The sequence below is a fragment of the Slackia piriformis YIT 12062 genome (genome assembly GCF_000296445.1).
GTDB classification, from domain to species: domain Bacteria; phylum Actinomycetota; class Coriobacteriia; order Coriobacteriales; family Eggerthellaceae; genus Slackia; species Slackia piriformis.
In genome coordinates this window covers 1-12,464 of record NZ_JH815199.1, presented here as the reverse complement: position 1 = coordinate 12,464, position 12,464 = coordinate 1, and the positions used below count along the sequence as shown (strand labels likewise).

7 protein-coding genes, 1 tRNA gene and 1 rRNA gene are annotated in these 12,464 nt (G+C 54.5%); 8 read left to right on the top strand and 1 reads right to left on the bottom strand.

Annotation, left to right across the window (positions count from 1 at the left end; genetic code table 11):
- The first annotated feature begins 74 nt into the window (after positions 1 to 74).
- The 5 genes from dapD to HMPREF9451_RS07905 all read left to right on the top strand — a co-directional run bounded on the left by dapD (position 75) and on the right by HMPREF9451_RS07905 (position 7,605).
- A complete protein-coding gene (gene dapD / locus HMPREF9451_RS07935; protein WP_040626816.1) occupies positions 75 to 794 on the top strand; it encodes a 2,3,4,5-tetrahydropyridine-2,6-dicarboxylate N-acetyltransferase in 720 nt (239 codons plus the stop codon).
- Positions 795 to 1,929: 1,135 nt separating this feature from the next.
- Positions 1,930 to 2,403: an IS200/IS605 family transposase gene (tnpA, locus tag HMPREF9451_RS07925; protein ID WP_009139780.1), complete on the top strand. Its 474-nt coding sequence runs from the start codon at positions 1,930 to 1,932 to the stop codon at positions 2,401 to 2,403.
- Positions 2,404 to 3,167: 764 nt separating this feature from the next.
- Complete coding sequence (locus HMPREF9451_RS07920; protein ID WP_148508749.1) at positions 3,168 to 4,874, top strand: hypothetical protein; 1,707 nt, start codon at positions 3,168 to 3,170, stop codon at positions 4,872 to 4,874.
- Positions 4,875 to 4,954: 80 nt separating this feature from the next.
- Positions 4,955 to 5,674, top strand: a complete 720-nt coding sequence (locus tag HMPREF9451_RS07915; protein ID WP_009139778.1) for a zinc ribbon domain-containing protein — start codon at positions 4,955 to 4,957, stop codon at positions 5,672 to 5,674.
- A 1,178-nt stretch (positions 5,675 to 6,852) separates the two neighbouring features.
- Positions 6,853 to 7,605, top strand: coding sequence for an alpha/beta fold hydrolase (locus HMPREF9451_RS07905; RefSeq protein WP_262361694.1), 753 nt, complete (start codon positions 6,853 to 6,855; stop codon positions 7,603 to 7,605).
- A gap of 406 nt (positions 7,606 to 8,011) precedes the next feature.
- Here the strand turns inward: HMPREF9451_RS07905 and HMPREF9451_RS07900 are convergent, their stop codons facing one another.
- Positions 8,012 to 9,454 carry a helix-turn-helix transcriptional regulator gene (locus HMPREF9451_RS07900; protein WP_009139776.1) on the bottom strand — a complete coding sequence of 481 codons (1,443 nt, stop codon included), beginning with the start codon at positions 9,452 to 9,454 and terminating at the stop codon, positions 8,012 to 8,014.
- Between the two features lie 370 nt (positions 9,455 to 9,824).
- Between HMPREF9451_RS07900 and HMPREF9451_RS07895 the strand changes: the two genes are divergently transcribed.
- The 3 genes from HMPREF9451_RS07895 to HMPREF9451_RS07885 form a co-directional block, all read left to right on the top strand.
- Entirely contained in the window at positions 9,825 to 11,618 is a 1,794-nt protein-coding gene (locus HMPREF9451_RS07895; RefSeq protein WP_009139775.1) for an FAD-binding protein, read from the top strand.
- A 329-nt stretch (positions 11,619 to 11,947) separates the two neighbouring features.
- Positions 11,948 to 12,035: transfer RNA gene (locus tag HMPREF9451_RS07890), tRNA-Ser, on the top strand.
- Positions 12,036 to 12,382: 347 nt separating this feature from the next.
- A 16S ribosomal RNA gene (locus HMPREF9451_RS07885) occupies positions 12,383 to 12,464 on the top strand; the annotation flags it as partial.

The following is a 12,464-nucleotide window of genomic DNA, read 5'->3' as shown; positions in this document are numbered from 1 at the left end:
GCGTGCGTCGATTGCGGCGTGCGTCGATTGCGGCGTGCGTCTTGGATTCGCTCATATCGAAAGAAAGGTTCATCGTGAACGCAGAAGAGATCATCAATTTCATTGCAACCTCCGAGAAAAAGACTCCGGTCAAGCTGTATGTCCGAGAAAAGCCTGGTCAGAAAATCGATTATGCCGCTAACGCGACCAAAGGCCAGGTGAAGGTTTTTGGAAGCCGCAAAGGCAAGATCGTTTTCGGGGACTGGGCCGATTTGCAGCCGGTTCTTGAGGAGAACGCCGACCGCATCGACTACTACGAAGTCGAAAACGACTGCCGCAATTCAGCTGTGCCGCTGCTGGACAAAAAGGCTGTCAATGCCCGAATCGAGCCGGGCGCCATCATCCGCGATCAGGTGGAAATTGGCGACAACGCCGTCATCATGATGGGTGCCGTCATCAACATCGGCGCGGTGATTGGCGAGGGAACCATGATCGACATGGGCTGCGTTTTGGGTGGCCGCGCAATTGTGGGCAACCATTGCCACATCGGCGCCGGAACCGTGCTTGCCGGCGTGGTCGAGCCCGCAAGCGCAACGCCGGTTATCGTGGAAGACAACGTCATGATGGGCGCAAATGCGGTGGTGCTCGAAGGCGTTCGCGTAGGCGAGGGCGCCGTTGTCGCAGCTGGAGCCGTCGTGGTGAGCGACGTTCCCGCAGGCGCTGTTGTCGCGGGCGTTCCTGCGAAAATCATCAAGATGAAGGATGAGAAGACCGAGTCTAAGACGGCATTGGTAGACGCTCTGCGTACGCTGTAGGGCGCTAGCGAGTCGCGAACGTGCAGCGGTCTTTGAGGATGCGGGGTGCATGGGGAAATTCCTGTGTACCCCGTTTGTGCGCAGCTGCTTCATTTTGGCATGGTTGGTGCGGCTCTTGAAGCAGTTGCTGTCTTTGCTTGGAACTATTCTCGTTTGAAGTGTAATTCATATCGAAAGAAACGCTTACCACGGCGAAATACGAAATCAGCGAAAAAAGGCAGCGCAGGCGCTGGCGTGGTAGGATTCGACAGGCATTGGCGTAACCTTGGACTCATCCGCGGCGTAGAAACGCTTGTGTTACGTTCGGCTCCGCTTTTCGGTGCGGGGAATAGTCTGTGATTCGATGGGGCTGATACCGAAGTTAAAGCTCGCGATTGGCCGTTTATGCCAGGGCCGTTCGCGCACAGCGTCGCCGATACTTTGGTCTGTGTGGACTCTCTCGATCGGTTTGACCCCTCCTCTCTTGACGGGTTTGCGGACGGGGTCGTCGAGGTTCTTCGCCACAGCAAGCATGCTGCAAGGTTGGGGAGATTGGATTTCATACGGGAAGGCCTTGAGGAGAATGTACGCGCGGTCATCTAAACGTCGCGAATCTTGATTCCGCGTATTGGCCACGGGCGATGGGGCCGTGCTGGAACCGACGCTTTGTCGGGGGCCTGCCGCCCTACGTCTCGGAACGGTGTTCTGCCAATTCATTACGGCTTACGGGGTATAGTCCGGCGAGCGAATGCCTACTCATAGGCTTCATCGTCGGGCATCGCCGCTTATGGGGGCTTGCGCCCATGCCTCATGTAGCCGCAAGAAAAGAGGTTTCCTGCTAATCGGTTTCTGTTCGTCCTGCACCCGACCCAGCAAAGTGACGAACGATGTGGGGCCATCCTATCGTTGGAGGTGAGTAGAAACGGCTCTATCCCATCTTTGTAGCATGTGCGGACTCCAGCCTGAGCCTTCAAGGCCCAGGCTGGAGTCCTGTCATTAATGGCTTCAGCCTGCCCTCTGCGCCGTAGGCGCGAGAGGCTACAAACCACCCGCTATGCGGGTGGACGGCACAGGGCTTTACAAAGCCACCCTCCTGCCGGATATCGACGATTGTTCAGGCCGTCAAGAATCCGAGTCAGGAAGGTGGTGGTCGGCCATGGCTCAGAAAGCCTACAGCCTGTCGCGCACGAAGTGGATGTGCAAGCACCGCATCGTGTTCACACCGAAGTATAGGCGCAAAGTCATCTACAACGAGCTGAGAAAGGACATCGGGGAGATCCTCCGCAAGCTGTGCGGGTACAAGGGGATCGAGGCCATCGAGGGCCACCTGATGCCCGACCACGTGCACATGCTGGTAGCGATACCCCCGAAGTACAGCGTCTCGAGCGTGATGGGGTACCTGAAGGGGAAGAGCTCGCTGATGATATTCGACAAGCACGCGAACCTGAAATACAAGTACGGCAACCGCAAGTTCTGGGCCGAGGGCTACTACGTCTCGACCGTCGGCCTGAACGAGGCGACTATCGCGAAGTACATCCGGGAGCAGGAGGCGGCGGACATCGCCCTGGACAGGCTGAGCGTCAAGGAGTACGAGGACCCCTTCTCGGCGAAGGGGCACAAGAAAAGCTAGTCCGCCGACGCGGCTCGCCGGTTTGACCGGCTTGTCGCGAGTCAACGGCAGTCAGGCTTTCACCCCTAGGGTTATACCCTAAGAGCAAACCACCCCTTTGAGGGGTGGTTTTTGATTGGCGCTCATATCTAGATTCTGATGGTATGTTTGCGATAAAATGCGTACACGCATCTTGCCCGTTCAACAAGTAGGACCTACTGCTTGTCCGCGATGGCGGCGGTATGTCATACGGCAGGAGCCGGACATCTGGAGCACGGCAATATTCGTTTGCACGTATGTCTGCCAACGTAATCGTCAAGATTGCATGTGATGAAAGCTCAGTTGCGGCGACTGGTGAGCTTTGGTGCATTGGTTTTCGACTCCGTAACGAGCGTATTAGTCATGAGACACGGGTGCCAGCCAAAGTGAGGCCCCCTTTTCCGTTTAGGTGGTGTGTAGGATGGCTAACGAACAATACGAAATCGTATTTCGATCAGAGCAAAGTGCTGGGGGGGTGTTTCGGATGGGAAGAAGGCTGTCCCATCTTTGTTGAAGCGGTTCAAGTCTCACGTGATAGCGATAGAGACGTTGCTTTTCTCCAGGTAAGAGTCTGCAATGTAGGCGCTCGATGCATTCATTCAATCGAAATCTTAGGAAAAATACTGAGACTAGATGGTTCTGTTGATGATGTGGGCGGCGTAAGCTGCGATATCGACATCAGCCCAGGCGATAGCAAACCGCTAAAAGCCCTCGAGCTTCCTTATTCTGATGTGCAGGGAGCGTCCGTGCGGATTATCGAAGCTGACAATTGGTCTAGCGCGTCCGTGCCGAGTCCAATCGGGAAATTAAAATCAATATCGCTTTCGTCAGATGCGAAGAATGAACGCGATATCGAGCTGCAAGAGAACAGCATTAAGAGCTCTCACGAGTATTGTTTCGAAGATAAGGGAGCCTGGTGGAGATGTAGTTGCGGCGAAATCAATCTTGGTGAGCGCGCTAATTGCTGGGCTTGTGGTGTAGACAAGGAATTCATAGCCTCTCTTTCGGACGAGGGGTCTTTGCTATCCAAGGCGAAGGAGCGCAAGGGCGCTGAGGCCGAAAAGAAAGCAAGGTTCGATAAGGTCAAAAAGAAAGTCGGCAAGCTGGCTGCCATTATTAGTGTCGTAGTTGCAGCATTGGTTGCGGCTTGGTTTGTATTGATTAGTCCCGCAATAGAGAATTCGAGCAAGCAGGCTTCGTATGATCAAGCGCAGGTCGCTCTCGATTCGGGTGACTATGCAACTGCATACAGCGGCTTTAGCGCGCTGGAAGGGTTCAATGATAGCTCCGAGAAAGCAAAGCAGGTACTTTCTGCTATGCCCAGGTATTGGGAAGCAGTAAAAATGTTGAACATAGATACCGAGACCGCATCTCTCAACTTAGAGAATCAAGGCCTGACTTATAGAAATCCCAGTAAGACCTGGAAAGGAAAGCCACCTGAGCTTCCGTCGGACTTGCCCACACCATCTAGTGTTGCCGTGGGTTTTGTCACGATTGACGGACCGGGACAGTTAACCCAGGTAGACCCTGCTTCAACTCAGCCTACGGGATATGCCGTTAATTTCTTCTATGACTCAGGTCAGCCGAAGGCTGATTCGGACATTATTGCAGGGCTCAGGGATAGCTTAGGTCTGACGAATCAATTGTGCGAAGGCTGGCAAGTAGGTGGTAGCTACGGCGCAGCTGGCCTTTGTGAGGTTGGTGGTGAAAAGGCGTTTTGGCAGATTTTCTACTACGTTAATGCGGACAATTCAATACGCCGGATAGGTGTCTTTGTCGGCCAAGAGGGCGGCATCGTAACGGATGACGATGTAAAGGCGTTGTTTATGAGCGATGCCGGTGTGATACCGAATCTATTCAGCATGGTGCAGCTCTACAACATGGAGAGCGAAGAACGCACTTCGTTATTAACGCAATGTATAGAAACAAATGTGTATTCGACCAACGGCGACGGCGAGTGTAAGATGTGGGGAGGAGTGCCATTTGGCGGCCAACTTCCTGACGGAATGCAATTTGCTCCCCCAACCTCAAGTCTCGCCGGTAATCCCCCGGTAAGTTATCGTATCGTTGCGCTTCTTGACTCATACTCGCGTTCTCCAAGCCTATCCGGAAGTGCGGGCTCAAGCTTTGACTCTTTGCATTCCCAGTCCTTCATTCTTGCTCCCGAGGGCATGGGCGAATTGCAAGTAGCAGAAGCCATAGCAAGTCATTCCGGCCTCAAAGATGTTGTTACATCTGTAGAAACGGATGGCCTGGGTAGACTGTTTGGCAAGTGCACTTTAAACGGTAAAGAAGGGGTATGGGAAATTAGTGTTGAAACTTACGATGACAGCGGAAAGCTTTTTGTCAACGGATGGGCAAAGCCGCTAAGCCTTTACCTGAAGCATTGTCCCGATGATGTGTCTTACGAAAGATTGGTTGAAAAATACCAACATAATCCAACAATAAGTTAATTTACTGCGCGTCTGCCAGGAACAATTAGCTCATTTTTCCTGGCAGATTTATTACTTGAACACCATGGCTAGGAGTTCAAATGACTTTAACAAAGTGCTCTGATTGCGGAGTAGACGTATCAGACAAGACCGTAATCTGCCCCAAATGCGGCCGCCCGCTTAAAAGCATGATAAGCACCGACGGCGAATTATTGCCGGAAATTGGTCATTCATCCAAAAACAAGAGCGACTCAGGTGGGGAATCATCGAGAAATAGCGTCGATCATGCAAGTTGCGTCAAAAAATCTGTTGGCGTTATTGCCTTAGTCCTGGCAATTGTCTTTACGGGCGCTCTCGTGATTCAACAGGTCGGCAATCAACAGGAGCAGCAATCTGGCGAATCGGTAGAAAGTTCTTCCGTGGCAGCTTCCGATAAAGGCCCGGCAATAGGAAAATGGAAACTGATAAGACAGTCGACTGATGGTGGCTACACGATTGTCAACGCGCCTTTAGAAGAAGCAGATAGTTACGTAGTTGTTAACGAATCGGGTTCTACGATTTTCTATCTACAAGGCAAAGGGTATCCCGGCACTTGGGCATACGATTCATTTTCTAAGACATACACAATGACTTACGGCAATAGAGTCTACAAAGGGATGTACATTGAGCCGGAGGATTTTGGTATGCCTGTCGGTCCGAATGAGAGTGTAAGTGACCGCAAGACTGTCGAAACGATAATTAATGGATATGGCGGCGTCGAGCTATTTGCAATGATTGGAACAGGTGAAATGAGAAACTACTTGAACTACTTTACCAAATAGCTCAAGGCGCAGTGATGTATGACTGTCTGCCGTCAAGAGCCCATACGTACAGATTGACAACGAGGAATACTGCTGATTTTTTGCTCGAGGATTCAAGCGATTTTCTGGGCGCCTTAAGCTGCATAATCTAGCGATGGTCGGTACTCTATCGTGCTTATCCGTTCAGGGTGTTTCATTTTGCGGTCCTCTATTGTGGGAATCGTTACATCAATCAATTCTGCTGCCGAATTCTTCGAAGGTTGCACTAGTCCAATTGCGATAGCAATAGTAGAAGAGTTCGTTTTCCGCCTATCGAAGAAGACCTTTCAGGTAGCGTTATCGAGCGAACGCGCCTTCTTGGACATGAACCCAGTGATGCCGTGTTTATCGTAAGGCCTTATCCGGTCGGGCCGACAGTGATGGCACCCGAATCCGTGATAGCCTCCGCAGCCCGGACTAACGTTGGGCCGGCAGAGTTCGCATTAGGGGTCGCGAACAGACGACAGGATATTATCTCTCCGTCGAGCAATCGATGATGGCTGAGGGGAGCACTTGCATTCCAGCAACGTGAGCTGCGTTATGTCCGTGGGCCATAGTCTATTGGGCTTGTCTGCATAGAGGTCGCGTTCAGTTTCACTGTCAGGATGTTCGCTGATCCTATCTCCGCAGGAGTCGTAGGCGCGTTTCTTTTGTTACGGATGGCGATTGGGCTTTCTTCGCGCATGAGCTTTCTCATTACTCTTTCTGATATATGGGCAGCCCAAGACTATCGGCTCTGGCCCGAAGGCCACGCTGCTCTGCTCGAAGATGCCGCGCATCCGAAGGCGTGCATCTGCAGGGGAATCAAGGCGCAGGGTGGTAGGAGTTTCGGGTGATACGGAGCCTGATGTGTAGCTCGGAGGCATTGGGTCTATTTTTTCATGGCATCGATTGCCACTGTCTTCTTTGGGTTGCTCAGACTAGAGACGCTGGGGTTTTTGGCTCTTCAATGGTTTGTTTGGAGGTGGTGTTATTAAGCTTCAAATCGGTATATATCTTCTTGAGCTGGTCTTTGCCATCGGGTTGATTCGTTGAATCGACGTGTGGTGCTAAGATTGTTTCTTTCTCGTCATAATCGAGAGTTTGCTTCTTTGGCGGCATTCGTCGCAGATGCTGCAGATTGCGGTGGCAGGGGTTTTGTGGCACTTATATAGGAGTCAGTGAGGTTGAGGTGTGTATGCTTTTGGCTCCTCTTTCTATCGTTCCTCCAACGTTTGCAGCGTCTTTGCGCTAGCGGCTTAATCTTGCGAGATGCCCTAATACAAGAGTCTCCATGCCTATCAGGAGCTTTCGGGCCTTTTTCTTCACAGGCAATTGCGTGTTCAGGAGGTCCTCCGCCTCTTCATTTCGCCAAACCCGTTATCATCGGGCAGTCGATGGGCGGATACGTAGGCCAGGTCTATGCCCAGCTATTTCCGGATGAAATGAGCGGATTCGTCTCAATCGATTCGGCACCTCTGCAACGGGAGTACATGACGGCTCTGGAAATATGGGCTCTCAAGACGGTCGAGCCTATCTACCGTTGGTATCCGTGGAAATCGCTGCTGAAAACCGGGACGAACGGTGTCGCCGCATCCGATTACGGCAGGAGCCTGATGCGCGACATGATGATGGCCTACGACGGTGACCAAGGGCGATATGCCAAACTGGCCGGCCATGGATACAAGATGCTGGCCGAAGCGATCGAGGCCGACCTGCCCTATGCCATCACTTGTCCGGCGCTGCTGGTCTGCGGCGAAAAGGACCGCGCCGGCTCGTGCGTTCGATACAACCGCGAGTGGCACAAGCGGACCGGGCTCCCTATCGAGTGGATATCAGGTGCAGGACATAATTCGAACACGGACAAGCCTCATCTTGTCAATCGGGCGATAGAGGAGTTCATCGCCCGACTGCAGGAGGAACGCGCCGAATAGGCGGGCTCCGTCAACTTCCAAGTTGGGTGGAAATCCATGCTATTTCGTGCGTTTGTGCACGCGAAATGCACGCATCGACGAAATAGTACGGACGCGACAGGCGTGTAGGAGCGAAGCGAGCCTGCGACCTGGGGTTTCTCAAGCTCTCGTGTGAATGCGCGCCGACTTTCCGGGCCGAATCCATGCTATTTCGTCGAAAGGTGCGCTTGGGCTGCACGAACGGACGATTTAGCATGGACGGATGGGCCTCGACGCGCGAAAGCGCGAAATAGCATGGCCAGGCGGCGGGCTCGGCCGGCCGGCCCACGCAACCGGTCGGCTCGGGCGAGGCCAGTCCACGCGAGCGACCCGGCTCACGCAAGCAGATGCTTCAGTATGGGTTTCCGCTCCGGCCGAGGAAACACTGCTACTCTGCTTCCTGGGATTTCGTCTGATACAGCGAGATGATTTCGTCGCGGTTGTGCACGTTGCATTTTCGGTAGATGCTGCGCAGGTGCGACTTCACCGTAGATTCGCTGATGAAAAGCTCGTTTTCAATGTAGCGCATGCCGCGCCCGGCAATCCAAAGGGCAAGTACGTCCTGCTCTCGCGGGGAGATGTCGTATTGCGCTGCGAAGTGCCCCATGAACCCGTTCGTTGTCTCTTCCGGAGTTTCGTCTGCGGTCGTAACCTCATCGGGGTCGTCCTTCTCGGAATCTTCTGCGGCGGAAAATCTGCGAGTATCGTTCTCTTCGAGGTCTACGTCCAAGACCAGTTGCCCTTCGCTAAAAGCGAATCCGACGCCCAGAATAATCAAGACGATGGCAAGGGCAAAGAATGCGCTACCCTGCGCAGCAAGAAGCGGTGCAGCCATCTGCCCTAGAGCATTGCCCATGCATTCGGCAACCCAGCCGACGGCGAAAACGACATGGGGGACGACGGGCGTCTTCTTCGCCCAGAGCGAAAGCATGGTCCACGTCATGACTTCGCAAACGATAATGGCGTAGAACACAAGTGACGATGTGATTCCCACCGACGATGCCAGCAGAAAAACCACGCCGGCAAATCCCGCAAGCAGAATTTTATAAAGGATAGACGGGTCAAGATGACGCTTTGCCAAAAGGGCGCTTCCAATGAAGAACGCGGTGATGCAAAGAGGGACGACCAATGAGACGGGGGAGACTGCCGCGCTGAATTTCTCGAATTCGGGCGCGAGCGCGGCTATGGAGCGCACGATGAAGAAGGTAATCGAAAGACCGAGAAGCGTTCTCAGCGGCACGGCAGCGGAAAGCACTTCGCGCAAGGTGCGTCCAGACATGCTCTGTTGAAGGTCGCCTTCGGGCTTTCCCGGAAGAAGGGCGACCGAGAGAAGAGGCAGGGCCGAGGTAATGAGACTCGCCACCTCGCGCGGGCACGAAAGAATACCCCAGCAGGCGAACGCCGCAATGCTTACCGCGCATCCTGCCAGTACGATAATGGCGCGAGGGTTCAGCCGCGCAAACGTATCGAACCATGCCATGATGAGGGTGATGGCGAAAAAACCTGACAGGATCAGCCCGCTGACATGAAGGGCGGCAATATGGGCGGGTGCTGGATGCGTGCACATGAACGTGCCGGCGCAGACAAGCGCTCCCGCCAGCATGACGAAGGGAGTTCGTCCCGAAATGGAGGGGAATCTCTTGAAAAGGAAGATGCTGCTCAGACATGCCACAAGCCCTGGAAGCATGGATGTTGCGACGGTGTAAGGAGCTTGAGGCGCGTTGAACGCTGCCGAAGAGAGCAGGACGACGGCCCAGATGCATGTGCAGGCGTAGCCTACGGCAAAGCGAATATGCCGAGGAGCCAGCCCCGGTATGTGCGAATCTATCAATGGTCCCCCTCCAGAACTCGTTCGCCGTATTATCGCATAACAAGCACTTTCCCCCCGAAGATCCAACCATCATGGTTGATGCGTGTGGTCAGGCAATTCGGCATTTCCGATTTTTCTACAACCAAGGCGCTTCGGATGCGGCTTTGCCCCACGCCAGGAATACGCCGCCTTTTCGTCCGACGATTCGGATTCAACCATTGCGGTTGGTGTGCTTTTTGCTTGTCGACGGCACAATGTCCTCATCGGATATCCGCAACGATGCGTCCAGCGCAGGCCGGCGGCGTGACATTCGTGCGTCTTGTGTAGCGCGGTCGAACAAGGTCGTCTTGCTTTTTGGCGCATCGTTCGGTTGTTGAAAGAGGAGGGAATCATGTTGAACGAAACCAAGGGAATCAGCCGTCGTAATTTCTTGTCCGGCGCGGCGCTTGCGGGCGCGGCGCTTGCGGGCGGCGCGGCATTGACGGGATGCGCTCCCAGCGCATCGTCTTCCAAGGAGGAAGAGACCTCCGCATCTTCTTCGACGTCTGCCGCCACGGTTGGCTACGACGGCACGGGCGCAATGCCTTGGCTTGGTGAAGCCCCTGAAATCGCCGACGCCGATGTTGAGGAAGAGCTTGAGGCTGACGTTGTTGTCGTGGGTCTTGGCTGCTCTGGCGTTCCTGCCGCTCGTGCTGCAGCAGAGCAGGGTGCCAAGCTTGTATGCCTCGAGGCTTCGCCCAAGCTCAATAGCGTCGCAAGCGACCTCGCCGTTCTCGGCGGGGCTACCCAGGAGAAATGGGGCCGCGGCGATGGCTTCCTCGACAAGAAGATGATTGCCAACATGCATATGACCGAGTGCAGCCATCATAGCAACTACAGCATCATCAATCGTTGGTGTGACGAATCCGGCGCAGCTCTCGACTGGTTTATCGAGCCGAGCGCAAATCTCTACATCACCGAGGAAAGCTACTCCGAAGTTCCCGAAGAAAGCCAGGCGAACTATCTCTACCCGTACTTCGTTCCTATGCTGGAATCGTACGACTACACCAAAGAGGAAATGCCCTGCTATCCTACCTCGGTAGGCTTTAGCAGCCTTGCCACCGTCATGGCCGACAATCTGCAGGTCGCAATCGATGCAGGTGCTGACGTTCGCTACAACACCAAGGGCGTCAAGCTGATTACCGATGACTCTGGTTCTGTCGCGGGCATTTACGCCCAGGCGGCGGGCTCCGATAAATACATCAAGATCAATGCGAAAAGCGTGATTCTGGCAACCGGCGACTATCTTGCCAACGAAGAGATGATGAAGTTCTATGCGCCCCAGTGCGTCGAGAACGGCATCCAGATTCTCAGCTTGGACATGGACGCCGACGGCAATTACACCAACGTCGGAGACGGCCACAAGATGGGCGTTTGGGCCGGTGCTGCCATCGAGCAGTGGCATGCGCCGATGATTCACCACATGGGCGGCGGCGCAGGCGCTGATGGTCGCGGCGTTATCGGCAATAACGGCTTTTTGTGGCTGAACCTGCATGGCAAGCGTTTCATGAACGAAGACATCGCTGGCCAGCAGCTCGAGAACCAGGTCGAGCTCCAACCGCAGCGCAAGGCGTACCAGTTCTTCGATGCTTCCTGGCCCGAACAGCTGCAGTATTTCCCCGCTGCTCACGGCGTTGCGTGCATCTATCGCGAAGAGGCTCTGCCCGAATACACCGCCGCCGGTCTACGCATCAACGTTCGCACCGCTGCGGACATCGACACCGCGGTCGAAGAGGGCCGTTGCCTGAAGGCTGACACCATCGAAGAGCTTCTCGGTATGATCGAGGGCATGGACGTCGAAACCGCCAAGGCTTCCATCGAGCGTTATAACGAGCTGGCGAAGGCGGGCGCAGATGCCGACTTCGGCAAGAGCTCCCAGCGTCTGTTCGCCCTGGAAAACGGTCCGTTCTACGCGGCCGAGTGCGGTTGCGCACTTACCCTGGGCAACCTGGGCGGTCTTGAGTCCGATGAGGAATGCCATGTCTACAACACCGACCGCGAAATCATCAAGGGCCTGTATGTGTGCGGCGCTCCCCAGGGCGGACGCTTCAACGTGCAGTATCCCATTTCCCTCAAGGGCCTCAGCTCTTCCATGTGCGTGACGTACGGCAAGATTGCCGGCGAAAACGCTGCAGCCGGCAAGTAGGCTTCTGCAAGAGACTATTCGCAACAAGCGCTCCTGCGATCCCTTCCCTTCAACGCGGGGCGTCTTGGTTATCAGCACGTTTTGACGTGCGCCCGTAAAGAAGCGACGGCTGACTCGGCCGTCGCTTCTTCGTACTCGTCCTTGTGTAGCGCCTTGTGTCGACGTGTTCTTGAGGGTCGTTCGGGGGGGGGTGTTTAATACAACAGGTTCGGTGTGCTGGCTACCGGGTCTATTGTCATTCAGGAAAGCGCTTATTTCAGTGTAGTTTCGAAGGGGCGTACCACTTTCTAGGCCTGCTCGCGGTCTTTGTGGTATGCTTCAAGCACTTTGGAGGAATGGCCGAGTGGTTGAAGGCACTTGTCTTGAAAACAAGCAGGGCGAAAGCTCTCGTGGGTTCAAATCCTACTTCCTCCGCCAAATGCTCAACCCGCCCCTCATGGGCGGGTTTTCTTTTCTATATATAGAGTACGTTCCCTTTGTGTATTGGATGCGTCTTGCGCGGTTCACGCCCCGTATATGGAGGAAATATGGAGAGCGAAACCGGCCCTTGCGCAGGGGGCGGGGGGCGCGTAATATACAACCTCGCCGCTTGACGCGGCAGCCCTCCGAAGGGAGGGCGGGGACCTTGAAAACCGGATACTGTGGAACAGGAATTAGGAACAGCCATACACCCCTCCTCGGAGGGGGTCGATTCCGATGAAGGATAGACAATAAACGGACCGGGACGATCTCACAGAACACGACGCCCCCTCGGGGGCGCTTTTCGAACGGAGAGTTTGATCCTGGCTCAGGATGAACGCTGGCGGCGTGCCTAACACATGCAAGTCGAACGGTTAAGGCGCCTTC

Bases quoted from the DNA above. Each gene is read 5' to 3' on its own strand.
- HMPREF9451_RS07915 (WP_009139778.1), top strand. From the start codon at position 4,955: ATGACTTTAACAAAGTGCTCTGATTGCGGAGTAGACGTATCAGACAAG.
- HMPREF9451_RS07895 (WP_009139775.1), top strand. From the start codon at position 9,825: ATGTTGAACGAAACCAAGGGAATCAGCCGTCGTAATTTCTTGTCCGGC.
- tnpA (WP_009139780.1), top strand. From the start codon at position 1,930: ATGGCTCAGAAAGCCTACAGCCTGTCGCGCACGAAGTGGATGTGCAAG.